General features: G+C 60.4%; 14 protein-coding genes and 1 pseudogene. 9 read left to right on the top strand and 6 right to left on the bottom strand.

Annotation, left to right across the window (positions count from 1 at the left end; translation table 11 throughout):
• The first annotated feature begins 24 nt into the window (after positions 1-24).
• Positions 25-1,707: an AMP-binding protein gene (locus ACNHGR_RS24645; protein WP_449470467.1), complete on the top strand. Its 1,683-nt coding sequence runs from the start codon at positions 25-27 to the stop codon at positions 1,705-1,707.
• Positions 1,708-1,769: 62 nt separating this feature from the next.
• Positions 1,770-2,765 carry an inositol 2-dehydrogenase gene (gene iolG / locus ACNHGR_RS24650; protein WP_449470466.1) on the top strand — a complete coding sequence of 332 codons (996 nt, stop codon included), beginning with the start codon at positions 1,770-1,772 and terminating at the stop codon, positions 2,763-2,765.
• A 148-nt stretch (positions 2,766-2,913) separates the two neighbouring features.
• On the opposite strand, the gene ACNHGR_RS24655 is transcribed toward iolG, so the two are convergent.
• A complete protein-coding gene (locus ACNHGR_RS24655; RefSeq protein ID WP_449470465.1) occupies positions 2,914-4,191 on the bottom strand; it encodes an MFS transporter in 1,278 nt (425 codons plus the stop codon).
• A gap of 602 nt (positions 4,192-4,793) precedes the next feature.
• Between ACNHGR_RS24655 and ACNHGR_RS24660 the strand changes: the two genes are divergently transcribed.
• Positions 4,794-6,377, top strand: coding sequence for a long-chain fatty acid--CoA ligase (locus tag ACNHGR_RS24660; RefSeq protein WP_449470463.1), 1,584 nt, complete (start codon positions 4,794-4,796; stop codon positions 6,375-6,377).
• Between the two features lie 108 nt (positions 6,378-6,485).
• On the opposite strand, the gene ACNHGR_RS24665 is transcribed toward ACNHGR_RS24660, so the two are convergent.
• The 5 genes from ACNHGR_RS24665 to ACNHGR_RS24685 form a co-directional block, all read right to left on the bottom strand.
• Positions 6,486-7,535, bottom strand: coding sequence for an alpha/beta hydrolase (locus tag ACNHGR_RS24665; RefSeq protein ID WP_449470461.1), 1,050 nt, complete (start codon positions 7,533-7,535; stop codon positions 6,486-6,488).
• A 60-nt stretch (positions 7,536-7,595) separates the two neighbouring features.
• A complete protein-coding gene (locus ACNHGR_RS24670; RefSeq protein WP_475289647.1) occupies positions 7,596-8,510 on the bottom strand; it encodes an alpha/beta hydrolase in 915 nt (304 codons plus the stop codon).
• 61 nt (positions 8,511-8,571) lie between these two features.
• The gene (locus ACNHGR_RS24675) at positions 8,572-9,816 is read right to left on the bottom strand and encodes an alpha/beta hydrolase (protein ID WP_475289649.1); all 1,245 of its coding nucleotides are present in this window, start codon (positions 9,814-9,816) and stop codon (positions 8,572-8,574) included.
• Between the two features lie 371 nt (positions 9,817-10,187).
• The gene (locus tag ACNHGR_RS24680) at positions 10,188-11,498 is read right to left on the bottom strand and encodes a family 1 glycosylhydrolase (RefSeq protein WP_475289651.1); all 1,311 of its coding nucleotides are present in this window, start codon (positions 11,496-11,498) and stop codon (positions 10,188-10,190) included.
• A gap of 692 nt (positions 11,499-12,190) precedes the next feature.
• A complete protein-coding gene (locus ACNHGR_RS24685) occupies positions 12,191-13,063 on the bottom strand; it encodes a LysR family transcriptional regulator (RefSeq protein WP_475289653.1) in 873 nt (290 codons plus the stop codon).
• Positions 13,064-13,200: 137 nt separating this feature from the next.
• On the opposite strand from ACNHGR_RS24685, the gene ACNHGR_RS24690 reads away from it, so the two are divergent.
• From ACNHGR_RS24690 to bioB, 6 genes and pseudogenes are all read left to right on the top strand, one after another.
• Positions 13,201-14,349, top strand: a complete 1,149-nt coding sequence (locus ACNHGR_RS24690) for an isovaleryl-CoA dehydrogenase (protein ID WP_449470452.1) — start codon at positions 13,201-13,203, stop codon at positions 14,347-14,349.
• Complete coding sequence (locus ACNHGR_RS24695; RefSeq protein WP_449470451.1) at positions 14,346-15,947, top strand: carboxyl transferase domain-containing protein; 1,602 nt, start codon at positions 14,346-14,348, stop codon at positions 15,945-15,947. Before ACNHGR_RS24690 ends, ACNHGR_RS24695 begins: the two co-directional genes overlap by 4 nt.
• A 5-nt stretch (positions 15,948-15,952) precedes the next feature.
• Positions 15,953-17,797, top strand: a complete 1,845-nt coding sequence (locus ACNHGR_RS24700) for an acetyl/propionyl/methylcrotonyl-CoA carboxylase subunit alpha (protein ID WP_475289656.1) — start codon at positions 15,953-15,955, stop codon at positions 17,795-17,797.
• A complete protein-coding gene (locus ACNHGR_RS24705; protein WP_449470448.1) occupies positions 17,797-18,249 on the top strand; it encodes a MaoC family dehydratase in 453 nt (150 codons plus the stop codon). Before ACNHGR_RS24700 ends, ACNHGR_RS24705 begins: the two co-directional genes overlap by 1 nt.
• Positions 18,246-19,028 (top strand): annotated as a pseudogene (locus ACNHGR_RS24710) (HpcH/HpaI aldolase/citrate lyase family protein). Before ACNHGR_RS24705 ends, ACNHGR_RS24710 begins: the two are co-directional and overlap by 4 nt.
• The gene (bioB, locus tag ACNHGR_RS24715) at positions 19,025-19,990 is read left to right on the top strand and encodes a biotin synthase BioB (RefSeq protein ID WP_449470446.1); all 966 of its coding nucleotides are present in this window, start codon (positions 19,025-19,027) and stop codon (positions 19,988-19,990) included. Before ACNHGR_RS24710 ends, bioB begins: the two are co-directional and overlap by 4 nt.
• Positions 19,991-20,115 lie beyond the last annotated feature (125 nt).

Genomic DNA, 20,115 nt, shown 5'->3' on the forward strand with positions numbered 1-20,115 from the left:
TCGGCATAACCCGACGAGGGCTTGATGACGCTTAGTGAATTCAGCCATGTTATCGGCGCATCGCATCCTCCCCTTCGGGAGGACACGATCGGAGAAGCGCTGGAACTCGCAGCGCAGCGCTGGCCCGATGACGACGCGCTCGTCGCGCGTCATGGCAATGTCCGCTATTCCTGGTCGGAACTGAAGGCGGTGACGGACGCCTTCGCGGCGGGGCTGCTGGCTTTGGGCATAGGGCGGGGCGACCGGGTGGGCATCTGGGCGCCCAATTGTGCCCAGTGGACCATTGCTCAGCTGGCGACCGCCCGCGCAGGCATGATATTAGTCAACATCAACCCCGCCTATCGCATAGGTGAGCTTGAATATACGCTGGCAAAGGTGGATGTGAAGGCGCTGATCTGCGCGGCATCGTTCAAGACCAGCGATTATGTTGCCATGGCAGAGGCGTTAGTTACCCGCTTTGGCGAAGGGCCGGGCGAGATCGTCTCGGATCGCCTCCCGGCGCTCCGCTATTTGATAAAGATCGATGGTGATCGGCGTCCGGGATGGCTTGATTTTGACGATGTCGCCGCGTCGCGGACACCGACATCAGAAGCGGAACTTGCAAGCGTCGCCGTGACGCTGCAGGCGAGCGATCCTATCAATATCCAGTTTACCAGCGGCACCACCGGATCGCCCAAGGGCGTAACCCTCTCGCACCGCAATGTCCTCAATAATGCATCCATGTGCGGTACAGCAATGGGTGCGGTCGCGGGTGATCGGATATGCATAGCCGTGCCGCTCTATCATTGTTTCGGCATGGTGATGAGCAACCTCATGAGCGTCGTCCATGGCGTCACCATGATCTACCCCTCGCCCGGCTTCGATCCGCTGGCGGTGCTGGAAACCGTCGAAGCGGAGCGCTGCACGATATTGCATGGCGTCCCGACGATGTTCATCGCCGAACTGGAGCATCCCGAATTTCCCCGCTTCGATTTGTCAACGCTGCGGACCGGACTGATGGCTGGGTCTCCCTGCCCTGAAGAATTGATGCGCAAGGTGATGACACGCATGCACATGCGCGACATCGGCATCGCCTACGGGATGACCGAAACCAGCCCGGTAAGCTTCCAGACGTCGCTGGACGATCCCATCGAAGTCCGCGTGGGCACGATCGGCCGCATCCAGCCCCATCTGGAGGCCAAGGTCGTCAATCCCGAAACCGGAACCACCGTCATGCGTGGTGAGCCAGGCGAATTGTGCATCCGCGGATATTCAGTGATGCTCGGCTATTGGGGGGACCTGGAAAAAACGGCGGAGGTGGTGCGCCACGGGTGGATGCACAGCGGCGACATCGCCATCATCGACGGCGAGGGATATGCGCGGATCGTCGGTCGAATCAAGGATATGATCATCCGCGGCGGGGAGAATATCTATCCTCGCGAACTGGAAGAGTTGATCTATCTCCATCCGTCCGTTCTGGACGTGCAGGTGGTCGGCGTCCCTGACGCCAAGTTTGGGGAAGAAGTGGTGGCCTGCGTCAAGCTGCGCCCCGGCGAACCGGAGGATGCGGATGCGATCATCGCCTTCTGCCGTGGCCGCGTCGCACATTATAAGGTGCCGCGCTACGTTTGCTTCATGGACAGCTTCCCCATGACGGTATCGGGAAAGGTGCAGAAATTTCAGTTGCGTGAGATGATGGAAGCCGAACTGGCGAAGGCCGACGGCTGACAGGCGAGGGCGCATTTCCGCCCCGTCCGAACGACATTGTCGATTTTAGGAAAGGTATTCCCATGTTTCAGATCGCCCTGATAGGCGCGGGCCGGATCGGCAAGATCCACGCCGCCAACATCGCGGCTAACGGTCGCCTGTCGCTATCGCGAGTCGTTGATCCCTTTGGCGGGGCCGAGGAGCTGGCCCGTCTCTATGGCGCCCGCGTGTCATCGATCGAGGATGTCTGGTCCGATCCGGCGATCAGCGGGGTCGTGATCGCGAGCGCGACCGACACCCATCTGAACTATACGCTGGAATCGATCCGCGCGGACAAGCATGTCTTTTGCGAAAAGCCGCTGGATCAGGATGCCGGTCGCGCCGCCCAGGTCGAACAGGCGCTGATTGGCAGTGACCGCCACGTGCTGCTGGGGTTTAATCGGCGGTTCGATCCCAGCTTTGCCAGCCTGCAGCGGCGGCTGAAGCAGGGCGAGATTGGCGAGCTTGAGACGCTCCACATCATCAGCCACGATCCCGCGCCCCCGCCGGTTTCTTACGTCGCTGTGTCGGGCGGCATTTTCAAGGACATGGCAATCCACGATTTTGACATGGCCAGCTGGCTGCTGGGCGAGGAGATTGAAAGCGTATTCGCCTCCGCTTCCGTGTTGATCGATCCTGAAATAGGGGCCGCGGGCGACTTCGACACCGCCAAGATCATGCTGCGCACCGCCAGCGGCAAGCTGTGCGTCATCTCCAACAGCCGCCGCAGCGGTTACGGCTACGACCAGCGGATCGAGGCGTTCGGGTCGAAGGGGCTGATCCGGGCCGAAAACAAGTTGGAGACCAGCGTGCAGACGTGGACCCAGAATGGAGCCATGGGGGACTGCTTCCAGAACTTCTTCCTCGATCGTTACGCCGACGCCTACGCTAGCGAAGTGGAGCATTTCGCGGACATCATCGAGGGCAAATCACGTCCTTTGGCCGATGAGCGGGACGGCGTCAGGGCGCTGATATTGGCGGAAGCTGCCGACCGGTCTGCACGAGATGGGTCGGTTGTCATGCTGCGCTGTCCAGATTGATCCTGTCCCGGAAGCTGCGGGACGTCAGCGGAAATTAACGCATGATCCGATTGGGCTGAATCGGATCAGGCGCTAATTGTTTTTAGTTTTACGCATTCTTCGGGTCGTCAAATGACGAGATCTGACGGGAAAATGACTTGGCCGACCCTCAGCGCACGCCCCGGATGAAGAATGCGCTGATCCCTGCGGCAAGGGCGGTCACAGCGCCGAACAGATAGAGCGCGCCATAACCGAAGGCTAGGATCAGGCCGCCTGCAATGGCCGGGGAAACCAATTGTGGGGCGGCCGTCGCCACTGCCAATATCCCCATGTCGCGGCCCGCCGCCTCTTCCTCCGGCAGGACGAACGACATAAGTGCCAGGTCGATCGCCATGTAGGTTCCGAAGAAAATGCCGCTCAGCACCGAATAGACCAGCATGCCGTGCCAGTTGGGTGCGATGACGGGGACGATCAGCGACAGGCCTAGCCCGATCGCCGAAACGCCAACGATCAGCTTATGCCTCTGCAGCCGGTCGGCCAGCCAGCCCGCCACGAAGATTGCGCCGATCCAGGCCACCATGTTGACGGTGCTCAATATGCTTATCGCGACTTTCGCGCTGTGCTGCGGCAAGGCGGCTGCCCCGATCTCGTCCTGCACGAAGTAGAAGAGATAGCCGCTGACGGAAAAATAGGCGACGAACAACAGCGCGCGCGACAGGAAGGCGAACGTGAAGTCTCGTGACCGGAAGCTTGAGAAGAAGTCGGCGATACGCCGTGAAAGCTTTATTTTCTCTGCCACGGGGGGAAGTTTTTCAGCCCTGAAGGGGCCTTCGGGCGCAAAGATCAGGAAGCCGGCAGTCAGCACCACGAACGCAGTCGCGATGGCCGCATAGCTGGTTGTCGTGTCTGCGCGTGCCGCGACGTTCACGCCAAAGATGATGCCGATCGGCACGCTGAGGCCGATCATCGCCGACGCGATGCCGCGTTTTTCGCGCGAAATACGGTCCGGCAGCACAGCTGTGAGAGCACCTTGATAGAAATTCATGGTGAACCAAAGCGTGACATAGATCAGAGCGAAAGGAAGCAATGCGTTCGCTTGGCTCATGAACATCATCAGGACGACTGACAGTAGCGCCATTGCGGCAAGCCAAGGCGTCCGCCGTCCCCAGCGGCTGCGTGTTCGATCCGATACGGCACCGCCCATTGGCAGCGAGATCACGGCGGATACGGCGCTGAGTGTCGTCAACAAACCCAGATTCGCCACCTTGTTGACGGGGTCGAGCGCATCCATCTGCGCAGGGATGAGTATCTGCTGAAGGCCTTGGAAGGTGGCGTACATGCCGACGGTAGGCAGAATCAGCAGGGTGATAAGGCGACCGGTGCCAACCTTTCCTGTTGCGGAAATAGGATGGGTGAGCGGCATGCCTTCGGTCGTCGCCTCGTTCACAAGATATCCACTCCTTTATCGATCCGTTGTCTCGTATCGCGTGCGCGATACGGCGCGCATTCGCGTCCCGCATCGGCAAACTCGTTGCCAATCGCTATCAGGGACTGGCCGCGGGATTTTGATATAGAATTATCATTCCGTCAATAGCCTTGATAGAAGAGCTCCATTACGGCAGGACGTTTTAGCCGTTTAAAGGCGTCCCCAACCACGCCGATGCGTTTCTGAGGCGGGATCATCTGCCACCACGGGCTAAGCCCCGCGGGAGCTCATCCCGGCGACTGGCGATCTTTAAATAGAAATATCATTCCATAATATATATTGACAAAATTACCGTCCTGAACTTAGCTATACTTTATGCACACGCAGGATGGTAGGTGTGGTCGTTCCAATGGATATCTCGGTCCGTGTGCCGTTTTGTAAAAGGGCACCAGCGTTGGTGATGTCCGCCGCTAGGAAATCCGAGGCGGCCATCGGATCTGATATATGGAGGGCGAGGCTAGGGCGGAGTCCCTGCTGAGCCTGCCGCAACATCTGGAAGATCGATCCAAGGACGGCACCGCAGGTTGGCGTGTGCCGCAAAAAGCAGATAAACAGGAGAAGAAATGCTCGGCGGAATGCAGGATTGGCCCCTTCGCCTTACGAGGCTCTTCGATCATGCAGCCCGTGAGCATGGCCCCCGCGAGATCGTCAGCTATCAAGCCGATGGCAGCATCACCCGCAGCACATGGGCGGGCGTCGTCGGCGATGCGCGGCGGTTCGCGCAGAAGCTCGATCGGATGGGTATAGAACCTGGGGATCGGGTGGCGACGCTCGGTGCCAACCATGTTCGCCACTTGGTTGCCTGGTTTGGCACGATCGGCATGGGTGGAGTGATGCACACCATTAACCCGCGCCTGTTCGACGATCAGATCGTCTACATCGCCAACCATGCCGAGGATCGCGTGCTGCTTTACGATGCGGCGTTCGCGCCGCTTGTCGAGCGGCTGAAACCAAGGCTGAGTTCGATTGAGCATTTCATTGTGTTTGAGCAAGAATTCGACACTCTGCTGGCGACCGAAAGCGGCGATTATCATTGGTATGAGGGCGACGAGCGCGAACCGGCGATGCTCTGCTACACCAGCGGCACGACCGGTAATCCGAAGGGCGTGCTTTACGAGCATCGATCGACCCTGCTGCACACGATGACTCAGGTTCAGCCGGACGTATTCAACTTCTCGGCACGGACGGTGACCCTGCCGATTACCCCTATGTTTCACGCCAGCGCGTGGGGCCTGCCTTTCTCTGCCGCCGCAGTCGGCGCAAAGCTTGTTCTTTCGATGGTCAACGATGCCGCGGTCCTCCATAAGCTGATCATCGAAGAGGGCGTCACCCATAGTTGCGCAGTGCCGACGGTCTGGCTTTCGATGCTGCAGCATATCGAGGGTGAGCAACGCGATCTTGGCAAGCTTGCGATGATCTCCTGTGGTGGCTCCGCCGCGCCGCGCGCGATGATCGAACAATATATGGACCGGGGCGTCCAGTTCGGCCATCTTTGGGGAATGACTGAGCTGTCGCCGATCGGCACCGTCTGCGCGTTACCGGCCGATTGGGATGACCGCGATTACGACGCGCGGCTGGACTTTATCTCAAAACAGGGGCGTTCCCCCTTTGGTATCGAGCTTAGGCTGGTGGATGACGAGGGGAGGGCGGTTGCCCGCGACGGCAAGACTTCCGGTCGGCTTCAGGTTCGGGGGCCGTGGACGGTGGCGCGCTACTTCAAGGATGAAAGCGGACCCTGCATCGATGCCGAGAGTTGGTTCGACACGGGCGACATCGCCGTGCTGCATCCTGGGGGCGAGCTTCAGCTTACCGACCGCGCGAAGGACGTCATCAAGTCGGGTGGCGAGTGGATCAGTTCGGTCGAACTGGAGAATGCTGCGATGGGCTGTCCTGGCGTGGCCGAGGCCGCAGCGATCGGGGTGGCGCATCCAAAGTGGGACGAGCGGCCATTGCTACTGGTGGTTCGGAAGCCGGATGCGAAGGTGAGCGCCACCGAAATCCAGACTTATCTGGCGGGGAAGCTCGCCAAATGGTGGCTGCCTGACGATATCCTGTTTGTCGACGCGCTTCCGCATACCGGGACCGGCAAGCTGTTGAAAACGAAGCTCCGGGAGCAGTATCGGGACTATAAGCTGCCGGGTGTTTAGTCCGAGTCCGCCAAGCTGGCTTATCATGCAGGCCGCCTCAACCCGGCATCTCCCTGGTGCCGGTTCAAAGCGCTCTGTGGTTGAAACGCCGTTGAGTCAGACGCTTGGTCAGGCGTTGATCAAAGCTTCCCGCAATGCCGCGATCTTTGCCCGTTTAAACCCCTCGACGATCGGAACCTCAATTCCCAAAAGGTCGGGCACCAGATCGAAACCGTGGAACGCTCCCGGCACGACCACTAACTCGGTCATGACTCCCGCCTGCGTCAGCCGCGTCGCATAGGCGATGTTCTCCTCGACAAACAGGTCGATGCCGCCGGTGCCGATCCAGGTCGGCGGCAAGCCCGCCAGATTTTCGACCCGTGCCGGGACGGCAGGCGGAACAACACGCCCACCCGGTGCCTGGCCCAGAAAGGACGCCCAGGCGAAGCGATTTTTCGGGGCGGTCCAAAATAGCCTCCCGATATGGGCCGGGGGGATGCGCGTGCTGCCGGTACGATCATCCAGTTCAGGATAAACCAGGCATTGGAAGGCCAGCGGCACCTCTCCACGGTCGCGGGCGGTAATCGCAAGCAGCGCGGCATGGCCTCCGCCTGCGCTCTCCCCCATGACCGCGATTTTGCTGCGGTCGACGCCGAGCGACGATGCATTGGCGTACAGCCATTTCAGCCCGGCATAATTGTCCTCGATCGATCCTGACCAGATGGTTTCGGGTGCAAGGCGATAGTCGACCGTTACGATCGCGCAATCGAGTTCCCGCGCAATGCCCTGCAACCGACGGATTTCGTTTTTGGCGTTGCCCAGAACGAAGCCCCCGCCGTGCGTGTGCAGGATGCCGGGGCGACCAAGACCGGGCTTTGCGTTGATGACGTAAATCCTGACGTCCGGACTACCAGCCCGGCCAGCGATCCAGCGTTCGACAAAAGCTACGTCCGGTAGCGGCGTCTGCGCGCGCGACATTGCATCTGCGCTCGACCGAGCCTGTGCCAGCGTCGCCGCCGTCAGCGGCGGATCCTTGTCCAGCAACGGTTGCGCCTGTTGAACCGCCGCTCTCAGCTGTGGATGAACCACCGACATAAGATCATCAGTTGCCTGGGGCCGCGCCGCCGCTGCTGCAACGGTATCGACCCCAGCGAACGCTGCCGCCGCCGCAACGCCCATCCCAAACTGTCTCCGCGTCGTCCCCATCGCAGCTATCTCCCGAATAAAATGTTTCAAGGATCACTTGGCATCCTTTTGCGTGAGGAATCCCTGCATGCGGAGCCACGCTGTGAATTGATCGATCATGAGGGTGGTGGTAGTGCCCGGAACGCCAAGGCCGAAACCGTGATTGCCCTTCTGGTATCCGTGAATTTCGACAGGCCGCTTGGCGTCCAGATAGGCCTGTACGATCGGGAAACCCTTGGATGAGAACAGATTGTCGTCAAGCGCGATTGCGTCGAACATCGGCGGCGCGTCGGCGGGCACCACTTCCGCGTCTTGCGGTCCATAGACATACCCGATGAACGCAGGACGCGACGCGGCATCGGCATCGAGGCCCACCCGGCGAACGGTCATGGCTCCTGCCGAAAACCCGATCATGCCGACATGGTCAGGGTCGATACCGTACTTCGCGGCGTTGGCGCGAACCCACGCCACGGCGGCTTTGCCGTCAGTAGGGGCGAGGCTGATATTGACGACCTCATTGTCATAGGGATTGGCGATGATCCCGGCGACCTTCTGAGATATGAACCTGCGCGCCTCGGCCAAGTCCGTGGGCGTGGGCAGGAGCCTGTATTTGAGAATGAACGCGGCAATGCCACGGTCGGCCAGCGCGCGGGCCACGTCCCATCCTTCATTCTTGATCGCCAATGCCATGAACGCACCGCCCGGTGCCACGATCACCGCAGCGCCTGTCGCCTTGTCTGGATCGGGCAGAACCGGCGTCATCGTCGGGCATGTGACGTTGCGAACCACAAGGCCCGCCTCTTCGAAGTTGTTCCACACCTCCGCTTTAGCGCTGCACTTCAATGCATTGCCGTAGAGACGCACCGATGGCGGTTCTGTCGTCGCGGCCGATGGAGGCTGGGCCAAAGCTGCGGCGGGCGTTGCCAATATCGAAACCGACAACAGGCCCGCGAGATGCAATAATTTCATCATATTCTCCTGATTCCTCCGCGTGCCGCCTTGGGGTGACGGCGCCGCATTCGACGGGCCTTTATTTCCCAAACCTGGTCCGCAACCAAGCGACCATGATCTCGCCGCTCGCTTGCGTGGGATAGTTCGAGTTTCCCCACCCATGTTCGAGCGTGGGATATTCGACATAGCGAATTTCAACACCGACCCGTTCGGCACGACGGGCGAACGCTCTCACGGGTCCCGCCAGAACGAGGTGGTCGCGATTGCCCTGGAAGATCAGGGTCGGTGGAGCGCGAGCGGAGAGATGAGAAGCGGAATCGATCGCGCGATAGCGATCGGGAAATTGGCGAGGGGTGCCGCCGACATAATATTGACCAACCAATCGGCCCAGCGCCGTATCGGTTGCTCCGTGGATCATATCAACCGCAGGGAAATGGGCGATGACGGCGCGCACCTTGGGAAGATCGGCGGAACTGTTACAGGTCGGCGTCATCGTTCCATTGGCGATCATGTAAGCTGCGTTGATGGCGAGGTTGCCTCCTGCGGAATCGCCCAGGGTCACGACCCGATCTGGATCAAGGCCGACCGAACGCCCTTCAATCGCGATCCACGTAAGGGCGCACCCGACGTCGCCGACCGCCTTGTCCCAGGTGTGAAATGTCGGGGTGGCGAGCCGGTAGTCGATATCCATCACCGCGAAACCCTGATCGACCAGATATTGAGTATGTGCGTTCGCCCCCCTCTTCCCCAATACGAAGCCACCTCCGTGGATTCTAACTACAACCGGTTTTGGGCCCGGCAATTTGTGCGATGGAAGGTAGAGATCAGCCGCCAAGGCGACCCCGTCAGGCCGCCCATAGATCACTGTCCGACCCGGGCGATCGTCTGCGCTGGGGTAAGGAAACATGGACCGCAATGGCGACGTCGATGCACCCGAATCCGCCACGGCGGATATCAGCCACAGCGCAGTTATGATGCATGCCAGAAGGCCGATCGCGGAGAGGCGAAACAATATTCGCCAGGTCCCTCGATATGTCGCCGAGCGAGAAGCGGCGGTGAACGCGATTAAGCAGGCAGCGACCGCAATGGCTATGTTCCACAGGCCAAACTGGTCCCGGACCGCCGAAAGCAGCAATATGGCAGCCTGCGAGTCTCGGGTTTGCAGCAACCAGCCAACAGCATCTACCGGAATGATGGCGAGGGTCTGTGTCAGCACTGTGTAGGCAACCGTCACAGCGACGATGCCAATCGCCAGCCACATCCCGGCAACTGAAAACCAGCCTTGCGGAGCCGAAATGGCGTAGGACCTGTCAATCTTCCTCAAAGCCGCTCCCCTTTGGGACTTCGTTAAAAAGGCGGTCTTCATGCTGGCGGAGTAACCGGCTCGGTTAAAACCATGAAGGCCGCGAGCGGTAACGTTCGCGATCTTCGGTCTAACATTTGGAACCGCTTCAGAATTTGAAGGTCACGTTGGCTCCGATCGTACCGAAGGCTTCGTTTCAGGATCTAAATCCATAGGCTCAACACTATTCTGCGCCAGCTTTGGAATAGATAGGCTCATAAATGGATATCCTATTCCATACAATATAAACCAGGAAAATAAATTTCGATAGATCAGATTGATCCATGTGCGACTGCCTGGAGCAGGGCGTCAGCTTCTTGCCGACGGTTGAGGCTGCCAGGAGACGGAGGCTGTCACGCAGCCATGCCGCCCGCCCTGGCAATCCGGCCGAATAGGGCGGCGCTGGGCTTGGGTGTGCGTTTGAAGGTAGTGCGATCGACCGCAACGAGTCCATATTTCGGCCCGTAGCCGAGCATCCACTCGAAATTGTCGAGGAGCGACCAGTGGATATAGCCTTCGACCGGCACGCCGTCGCGCATCGCCGCCTCGACCGAGGCGATCGCCTCCGGAATGAACTTCTGCCTTTCGGCATCATCGCTGGCGTCGATGCCGTTTTCGGTGATCAGCACGGGCTTACCCGTGGCCTGATGCGCGTAGCGTATGGTGTTGCCGATCGCGGTGGGGAACCATTCCTTGCCGTTGGGGCGCTTTGGCATGTCGGCGGGAACATCTACCGGGCCGTCCTTACCGATATATTGCCGCCCATAGGTCTGCACGCCGATGAAATCATCGTCCCGCGCCAGCGCGAAAAATGGTTCGTAGACGATCTGGCGTTTGCGCTTGAGCAGATTGCCCGGTCCCACGCCGACATCGTCGGTGATGGCGAGGCTAAGGCCCACCGGCAAATCGCCGCGCACCGCCTTGATCGCCGCGCGGGCCGTCTTGTGACCTGTGATCACCCCGGGCATCATCGGCTCTGGATCGCCGAAGTTGAGCACATCGAACCGATCCGATCCGCTGGCCTTGGCAGCCGCCGCGATCATCGCCTGCATCTTGGCCCGGGAAGCGCCACCCAATTGCAACGCCGACAGGTTTCCTCCAAGCGAGAGGTTGGGTTCGTTCAGCGTCACGGCATGGCTGATGCCATCTGCCATCGCCCGGGCCACACGATCGCAATAGCGCCCGAACAGTGCTGCCGCGTCGGTCTGAGTCCATCCGCCCGAGGCAGCAAACCAGCGCGGTGTGGTGAAGTGATTGAAGGTGACGACCGGAGCTAGCTCCAGTTCGCGGCAATGGTCGATCATCTCCTTATAGAAATCGAGATAGGCGATGCTGAACTGACCCTTGTCCGGTTCGATCCGCGACCATTCGACAGAGAAGCGATAGCAGTTGAGGCCGATTGCCTTTGCAATGGCCATATCCTCGCGCCAGCGATGCAGGCTGTCGTCGGCATCGCCCGATGGTTCGGCGAAGATGGTCGGCGTCATATGTTCCAGCAGCCAGATGTCGGTCGCGGGTGCGTTTCCTTCGATCTGATAGCCGGCGGTGGCGGCGCCCCACAAAAAACGGCCATTGCTGACCCGCCGGGCACCCGCTGGCACGGCGAGCGTGGCAGCGGCGCCGGTAGCGAACCCAAGCGCTTGGCGTCGATCGATCGTCGTCATGTTCAATAAACCTCCACAACAGAACTACGGGTCACCCGCCGTCAATTTGGCAGCTAACAAACTGTCGAAAATCATGCCTGCACCCCACATGATCGAAGAGCTGCCTCAATCGGAGTGCCCAATCCTGGATTCTCCGAGCACCTCTTCTGCCTTCCACGGCCTTTATAGCGCGGCAGCGTGCATTAACTTACATTAGGTTGCTTACCCGCGCGCATGCCGTTTCCGCGCCACCAAGGCGGGAAGTTCCGACATTTTCTTCGGATCCATACAAAGAGCCTACTTCGTTGAGGCCCGCCGACCATCGCCTGATTTGATTGATCGCCCGGCTGCTGGAGTGTCTGGGCATGCCGCGGCGCCAAAGTTGGCCCTACCTATTTCTTTACGAACAGGTTCTTATCACCACTACCCTCCTTGATGACTACGCCGTCATCGACAAACGAGCGAACCATAGCCCACGGTGCGCAATATCGGTGTGTTTACAAGGACTACCTGCTGGCTGGGATCGATCAATCTCCGGCAAACCTATAGGATTAGCCTTTTAATAAATGGCACTTATATGTTGTCAACATCATCTATGGAAAATAAATTCCATATTGCGTTTCCGACACGTGATTGGGCTAAACGCTAAAGACGCATGTGCGGGCATCTACACCGCGGTAGAGCGCGAACCGTTCAGCTATGGGCCTTATGTCCTAGTTTCCATCCACAAGCTGACTTCCGATCTCCCGGAGCAGCGGTGGCGGTTCGCAGAGCATGGCTTCCGCGTCCTGTGCCGCCGCCCAGCCCAAAGTACGCGTCATGTCAAATCCGGTGAGTTTAGGCCGCACCACGCCGTCCGCACGGTAGCTCTTGGGCATCACGGTAATGCCTAAGCCCGCGCGGACCATTTGTATGACCCGCTCGTCATTAGTCGATCGCAGAGCGAAATGCGGTCGAACGCCACGTTCCGTGAAAAAGCGACTAGTATCGGATAACGCCTCGCAATGGCGGCGCACGATCATCACGTCATTCGCTAGCTGATCCGCACTGATTTCAGTTAGCCCGGCGAGCGGATGTTCCGCCGACAGCGCCAATCCATAGCCTTCGGTAAAGATGGGTTGCTCGAGAAAGCGGTCGCCGCCGCGATCGACCAAAGTGAGCGCCATGTCGATACGCCCCTTGGCGAGGTGACCGTTCAGTTCCCGTTCGGTGCCGAACAGCAGTTCAAACCTGTGCTGCCGTTCCGGACGTGTCCGCGCCACCGATGCGGCGATGATATCGCCCGCTATGCTGGAAAGGATGCCGAGGCGCAGGGCGAGCAGCGCCTCGGCCATGTCCATGGATTGCATCGCCAGGTTGAACTCGCGCTCTATCCGCCGCGCATGAGCCAGAAAGCGGGTGCCGCCGCTGGTCAGTTCCACTCGCTGATTCGAGCGCACGAACAAAGCAATGCCCAGCGTCCGCTCCAGCTTGGCGATGCCGATGGAAAGCGTCGGCTGCGACACATTGCAATGGCCTGCCGCGCGTGAAAAATTGCCGTGGTCGACGACGGCCAGGAAATAGCGCAGAAGATAGCGGTCGAGCATAAATTATCCCGGCTAGGTGCATGCGGCACTTGCGACTGAAGCATGTGTATAGATATTATCAATGATATTGTTAGGGAAAGTTCAATTTTCCCTTAAGGATGCGGCGCGCTAGAATGCGGATCGACAGGAGAGCTTCCATGACCGATTTCGACTTCGCGCTTGGCGACAATGCCGACATGATCCGGGAGAGCGCGGCGCGTTTTTCCGCCGACAAGATTGCTCCGTTGGCAGCCGAGATCGACGAAAAGGACTGGTTCCCCCGCGACGAATTATGGACCGCGATGGGCGATCTTGGCCTGCACGGCATCACCGTTGAGGAGGAATTTGGCGGCCTTGGTCTTGGTTATCTGGAGCATGTCGTCGCACAGGAAGAAGTGGCCCGCGCATCGGCCTCGATCGGCCTTTCCTATGGTGCGCACTCCAACCTTTGCGTCAACCAGTTGCGGCGCTGGGGCAATGAAGCGCAGAAGGCGAAATATCTGCCGAAGCTAATCTCTGGCGAGCATGTCGGTAGCCTCGCCATGTCGGAGGCGGGCGCCGGGTCCGACGTCGTGGCGATGAAGCTCAAGGCCGAGAAGAAGGGCGACCGTTATGTCCTTAACGGCACGAAATTCTGGATCACCAATGCGGCCTATGCGGATACGCTGGTGGTTTATGCCAAGACCGGTGAAGGATCAAAGGGCATCACCACCTTCATCGTTGAAAAGGGGATGAAGGGCTTTTCGATCGGGCAGAAGATCGCGAAAGTCGGCATGCGCGGCTCTCCGACATCGGAACTGGTGTTCGAGGATTGCGAGGTGCCGGAAGACAATATCATGGGCCCGCTGAACGGCGGCGTCGGTGTGCTGATGTCGGGCCTCGACTATGAGCGCACGGTGCTGTCGGGTATCCAGCTCGGCATCATGCAAGCCTGCCTTGACGTGGTGCTGCCCTATGTCCGGGAGCGCAAGCAGTTCGGCAAGCCGATCGGGGCGTTTCAACTGATGCAGGCGAAGATCGCCGACATGTATGTCGCGCTCAACAGCGCGCGCGCCTATGTCTATGCGGTAGCTAAGGCGTGCGACGCGGGCAAGACCACGCGTTTCGATGCGGCGGGGGCCATCCTGCTAGCGTCGGAAAATGCGATGAAGACCGCGCTGGAGGCGGTGCAGGCACTAGGCGGGGCGGGCTATTCCAAGGACTGGCCGGTCGAGCGTTACATGCGTGACGCCAAGCTGTTGGACATCGGCGCGGGCACCAATGAGATCCGTCGCATGCTGATTGGCCGGGAGCTGATCGGGGCATGAGTGCGCCGGTTCTGGAAACCAAGCTATCGCGGGAGAGCGATGAGTTTCGCGCCAATGCTGTGCATAATCACGCCCTGGCTGAGGCGTTGCGCGAGAAGGTCGCCGTCGCCGCGCAGGGGGGATCGGAGCGCGCGCGCGCCAAGCACACGGCACGCGGCAAGCTGCTGCCCCGCGACCGGGTCGAGCGGCTGCTTGATCCCGGTTCGCCGTTCCTGGAAGTGGGCCAGCTCGCCGCGAACGGGCTCTATCATGACGAGGTGCCCGGCGCGGGCGTCATCGCGGGCATTGGCCGGGTGTCCGGCCGCCAGGTGATGATTCTGTGTAACGATGCGACGGTGAAGGGCGGGACCTATTACCCGATCAGTGTCAAGAAGCATCTGCGCGCGCAGGAGATCGCACTCGAAAACCGTCTGCCCTGCGTCTATCTGGTCGACAGCGGCGGCGCGAACCTGCCCAATCAGGCGGAAGTATTTCCCGACAAAGAGCATTTCGGCCGCATTTTCTACAATCAGGCGAATCTGTCCGCGCGCGGCATTCCGCAGATCGCCTGTGTCATGGGAAGCTGCACGGCGGGCGGCGCTTATGTGCCCGCCATGTCGGACGAGACGGTGATCGTGCGTAATCAGGGGACGATTTTCCTCGCCGGTCCGCCGCTGGTACAGGCTGCGACGGGGGAGGTCATTTCGGCTGAGGATCTGGGCGGCGGCGACCTACATGGCCGCAAGTCCGGCGTGGTCGATCATGTCGCGGAGAATGACGATCATGCGCTCAGCATCGTGCGGGATATCGTCTCGACGCTTCAGCCGGACCTGAAGCCGGACGTCAATTTGCGCGATGTGAAGCCGCCCAAATTTGATCCGCGCGATCTCTATGGCGTCATCCCCCAGGATGTTCGCGCGCCCTATGATGTGCGCGAGGTGATCGCGCGCATCGTGGACGGCAGCGAGTTCCATGAGTTCAAGGCGCTTTACGGCACCACGCTCGTCTGTGGCTTCGCGCACATTTGGGGCATGCCGGTCGCAATTTTGGCGAATAACGGCGTGCTGTTCAGCGAAAGCGCGGTCAAGGGCGCGCATTTCATCGAACTGGCCTGCCAGCGGCGTATTCCGCTGTTGTTCCTCCAGAACATCTCCGGTTTCATGGTCGGCGGCAAATATGAGGCGGAAGGCATCGCCAAAAATGGCGCGAAGCTGGTGACGGCGGTGGCGACGGCGCAGGTGCCCAAGGTCACCGTGCTGATTGGCGGCAGCTTTGGCGCGGGTAATTATGGCATGTGCGGTCGCGCCTACCAGCCGCGCTTCCTGTTCACCTGGCCCAATGCCCGGATTTCGGTGATGGGCGGCGAACAAGCTGCGTCGGTCCTCGCCACCGTCCATCGTGATGCGGCCAAGTGGTCGCCCGAAGATGCCGAAGCCTTCAAGGTGCCGATCCGCGAAAAATATGAGCATGAAGGCAACCCCTATTATGCCACCGCGCGCCTGTGGGATGATGGCATCATCGACCCGGCGCAAACCCGCGACGTGCTAGGCCTCGCCTTCGCTGCAACGCTGAACGCGCCGATCGCCGACCGGCCAGAGTTCGGCATCTTCAGGATGTGAGGGCCATGATCCAATCTCTCCTCATTGCCAATCGTGGCGAAATCGCTTGTCGGATCATTCGAACCGCCCGGCGTCTGGGCATCCGCACCGTCGCGGTTTACTCCGATGCTGATGCGCAGGCGCTGCACGTCCGCTCAGCTGACGAGGCGGTGCATATCGGGCCGTCGCCGGTGCGCGAGTCCTATCTGCTAGGCGACAAGATCATAGCCGCAGCCAAGCAGACCGGCGCGCAGGCGGTCCATCCCGGCTACGGCTTTCTTTCGGAAAATGCCGAGTTCGCGCAGGCCGTCACAGACGCTGGCCTGATCTGGGTCGGTCCCAATCCCTCCTCCATCACGGCCATGGGCCTGAAGGACGCAGCCAAAAGGCTGATGAGCCAAGCGGGCGTGCCTACCACGCCCGGCTATCTGGGCGATGACCAATCACCGGAGCGCTTGAAGTCGGAGGCCGACGCGATCGGTTATCCTGTCCTCATAAAGGCGGTTGCTGGCGGCGGCGGCAAGGGAATGCGCAAGGTCGATAGCGCTGCCGACTTTGCCGACGCGCTGCTCTCCTGCCAGCGCGAAGCAGCGTCGAGCTTTGGCAATGACCAGGTGCTGCTGGAAAAATGGGTTACCAACCCGCGCCATATCGAGGTGCAGGTGTTTGGCGACAGCCATGGCAATGTCGTCCATCTGTTCGAGCGCGACTGTTCGCTCCAGCGCCGTCACCAGAAGGTGATCGAGGAAGCGCCCGCGCCCGGGATGGATGCGGAGACGCGCGCTGCGGTCTGCCGGGCGGCGGTCAACGCGGCAAGGGCGGTCGATTATGTCGGCGCAGGCACGATCGAATTCATCGCCGATGGATCGGAAGGGCTAAAGGCCGACCGCATCTGGTTCATGGAGATGAACACCCGGCTGCAGGTCGAGCATCCCGTGACCGAAGAGATCACCGGGCAGGACCTGGTCGAATGGCAATTACGTGTCGCTTCGGGCGAAAAGCTGCCGAAGAGCCAGGATGAACTGTCGATCAACGGCTGGGCGATGGAAGCGCGCCTTTATGCCGAAGACCCGGCCAAGGGCTTTCTGCCATCGATCGGCAGGCTCGATACGTTTGAGTTGGGCGATGAGAGTGTCCGCATCGATACCGGCGTCGAGCAGGGTGCGGAAATATCGCCTTTCTATGACCCGATGATCGCCAAGGTCATCGCTCATGGCCCCACTCGGGACGCCGCCCGCTCGGCCCTGACGCAGGCCCTCGATGAAAGCGCAGTCTGGCCGCTCAAGACCAATGCAGGCTTTTTGGTGAAAGCGTTGGAGCATCCCGATTTCATCGCCGCGCGGCTCGATACGGGACTGATCGGCCGCGAAGGCGAAGCGCTGATGCCGCCCGCCCGGCCAAGCGATGACGCGCTGGCGGATGCCGCAGCTAGCCTGACGCGGGGCGGCGGTTTGGCGGGCTTTCGCCTCAATGCGCCGGTGCGGAGCGAAGGCACCTTCCTGCTCGATGGGGAGGCGGTGACGATCAGCTATGATCCGCGCCAAGGCGGCGAGGGCGCGGACGATGTGCTGGTGGCGCAGGGCGGCCAGGTATGGTGTCTCACGCCGTGGCGCGCGGCTGGCGCTGCGGGCGCGGATGCGTCGGACGGTGCGATCCTTTCGCCCATGCCGGGCCGCGTCATTGCCGTTGCCGTGGCGGCGGGTGAAGCCGTCACCAAGGGACAGAAGCTGCTGACGCTGGAGGCCATGAAGATGGAGCATAGCCTGACCGCGCCGTTTGACGGCACCGTCGCACAACTCAATGCTCGCGAGGGCGGACAGGTAAGCGAAGGGACGTTGCTGGTGAAGATCGAGAAGGGGGAGGGGGCCTGATGGCGGGCAAGTTCTTCAACCAATGGTCGGTTGGCGAGACGCTGCGCCACGAAATCCGGCGCACGGTGACGGAGACGGATAATCTTCTATTTTCCACGATGACGCACAATCCGCAGCCGCTGCACATCGACCTGGAAGCCGCGAAGGCGAGCGAGTTCGGGCAGATCCTCGTCAACGGCACCTTCACATTCGCGCTGATGATCGGCCTGTCGGTCGGCGACACCACGCTCGGCACGCTTGTCGCCAATCTCGGCTATGACAAGCTGCTGATGCCCAAGCCCGTATTCATCGGCGATACGCTGCGCGCGGAAACCGAGGTGACGGACCTCAAGCCCAGCAAGTCGCGTCCGGGCGCAGGCATAGTCACTTTCGCACATCGCTTGATCAACCAGCGCGACGAGGTCGTATGTCAGTGCTTGCGCATGACGTTGATCAAAGGCAGCGAGGCTTGAACCTACGCTCGCTGCTCTTCGTCCCTGCCGATCGGCCCGAGCGTTTCGCGAAGGCTGCCTCGAGCGGCGCCGATGCGCTGATCCTCGATCTGGAGGATTTTGTCGCGCCAGCAAAGAAGGAAGTGGGTCGCACTTCGATCAACGACTTGACCGATACCGATCTCGCGCCGTGCTGCCTGGGCGTCCTGACGGGATCGCTCTGCCAAAGGCGGAAGCAGCGCCAAGTGTTACTGCGTTGATCGACAAGATAGGAGATGCTCCCGGTTGCAGCAATATTGCCGATTGCTTCCGAGACGCCTGCGGCGGTCTTTCAACTCAGCAGCTATGGCGCGGTCCGGCAGCATTTTGTTGGTCTGACCTGGGGTGCTGAGAACCTGCCCGCACCTATCGGCGCTGTTGGTAGCCGCCATCCAAATGGTTCCTACCGCTCCTTACGAGATGGTGAGGGCTGTGTCTCTTTTTGCCGCGCATGCTGCCGGGATAGCCGCGATCGAGGCCGTTTATCCCACGGTCAAGGATGAAGCAGGTCTGGCCACCTATGCCGCTCGCGCGGCTCATGACGGCTTTACAGGGATGATGGCGCTCCATCCTTTGCAGGTTCCGATTATCAATGCCGCCTTCACGCCGACTGCAGCGCAGATTGAACAGGCACGCGCGATCGTGGCAGCCTTTCATCAAGCGCCAAATGCGGGTGTGCTTATGTTGGAAGGAAAAATGATTGATGCTCCAAATTTTTGCAAGCACGCAAGATATTGGCGCGGGCGGGCGTCGACAAATGAATGAATGCCGCACCGACTGGACCCGCGACGAGATCGCCGCACTGTTCGACCTGCCCTTCAACGACCTGATGTTTGAGGCGCAGTCGATCCATCGCGCGAACTTCCCGCGCAATGAGGTGCAGCTGTCTACGCTGCTGTCGATCAAAACCGGCGGTTGCCCGGAGGATTGCGGCTATTGCAGCCAGTCAACCGAAGCGGAAAGCTGGCTCAAGGCCACCAAGCTGATGGATGTGCAGGCCGTGCTGCAGGCGGCGGCGCAGGCGAAGGACCATGGTTCGGGCCGTTTCTGCATGGGTGCCGCATGGCGCAACCCCAAGGAACGGGACATGCCCAAGCTCATCGAGATGGTGAAGGGCGTGCGCCAGATGGGCATCGAAACCTGCATGACGCTGGGCATGCTGTCGTCGGATCAGGCGAAGCAGCTCGCCGATGCCGGGCTCGACTATTACAACCACAATATCGACACCTCGCCGGAAAATTACGCCAACGTCATCACGACCCGAACCTTCGAGGACCGGATCGAGACGCTGGAGAATGTCCGCGACGCAGGGATCAACGTCTGCTGCGGCGGGATCGTCGGCATGGGCGAGACGCGCTCGGACCGTATCGGTTTCCTGCATGCGCTCGGCACGATGCCGCATCCTGAGAGCGTGCCGATCAACGCGCTGGTGCCGGTGGCCGGAACCGTGCTGGGCGACATGCTGAAGGACACGCCGCTCGCCAAGATCGATGAGGTGGAATTCGTCCGAACGGTCGCCGTGGCGCGGATCGTTATGCCGCATTCGATGGTGCGGCTCTCGGCGGGCCGTGAGAGCATGAGCGAAGCCTGTCAGGCGCTCTGCTTCATGGCGGGCGCGAACAGCATCTTTACTGGCGACAAGCTGCTGACGGCCGCTAACGCCGGGGATGACAAGGATAGTGCGCTGCTTTCGAAGCTCGGACTGACCGCGATGAAAGGGTGAGTGGACGGATACGGCACCCTATCAAGGTCGTAATTCCACGTTCAGGGAGCGCGGCTCGCATTGGTTAATCGTAACCGGTGTTCTGGCGCCACCTTGTCTGATTTGGTGGCTCAGGCAGAGATGCG

It is taken from the genome of Sphingobium sp. RS1 (genome assembly GCF_056156825.1).

What these genes read in the sequence shown, in the direction of transcription:
- ACNHGR_RS24660 (WP_449470463.1), top strand. Translation starts at nt 4,794, where the DNA reads ATGCTCGGCGGAATGCAGGATTGGCCCCTTCGCCTTACGAGGCTCTTC.
- ACNHGR_RS24695 (WP_449470451.1), top strand. Translation starts at nt 14,346, where the DNA reads ATGAGTGCGCCGGTTCTGGAAACCAAGCTATCGCGGGAGAGCGATGAG.
- ACNHGR_RS24680 (WP_475289651.1), bottom strand. Translation starts at nt 11,498, where the DNA reads ATGACGACGATCGATCGACGCCAAGCGCTTGGGTTCGCTACCGGCGCC.
- ACNHGR_RS24670 (WP_475289647.1), bottom strand. Translation starts at nt 8,510, where the DNA reads ATGAAATTATTGCATCTCGCGGGCCTGTTGTCGGTTTCGATATTGGCA.
- ACNHGR_RS24665 (WP_449470461.1), bottom strand. Translation starts at nt 7,535, where the DNA reads ATGGGCGTTGCGGCGGCGGCAGCGTTCGCTGGGGTCGATACCGTTGCA.
- ACNHGR_RS24685 (WP_475289653.1), bottom strand. Translation starts at nt 13,063, where the DNA reads ATGCTCGACCGCTATCTTCTGCGCTATTTCCTGGCCGTCGTCGACCAC.
- ACNHGR_RS24700 (WP_475289656.1), top strand. Translation starts at nt 15,953, where the DNA reads ATGATCCAATCTCTCCTCATTGCCAATCGTGGCGAAATCGCTTGTCGG.
- bioB (WP_449470446.1), top strand. Translation starts at nt 19,025, where the DNA reads ATGAATGAATGCCGCACCGACTGGACCCGCGACGAGATCGCCGCACTG.
- ACNHGR_RS24705 (WP_449470448.1), top strand. Translation starts at nt 17,797, where the DNA reads ATGGCGGGCAAGTTCTTCAACCAATGGTCGGTTGGCGAGACGCTGCGC.
- ACNHGR_RS24690 (WP_449470452.1), top strand. Translation starts at nt 13,201, where the DNA reads ATGACCGATTTCGACTTCGCGCTTGGCGACAATGCCGACATGATCCGG.
- iolG (WP_449470466.1), top strand. Translation starts at nt 1,770, where the DNA reads ATGTTTCAGATCGCCCTGATAGGCGCGGGCCGGATCGGCAAGATCCAC.
- ACNHGR_RS24645 (WP_449470467.1), top strand. Translation starts at nt 25, where the DNA reads ATGACGCTTAGTGAATTCAGCCATGTTATCGGCGCATCGCATCCTCCC.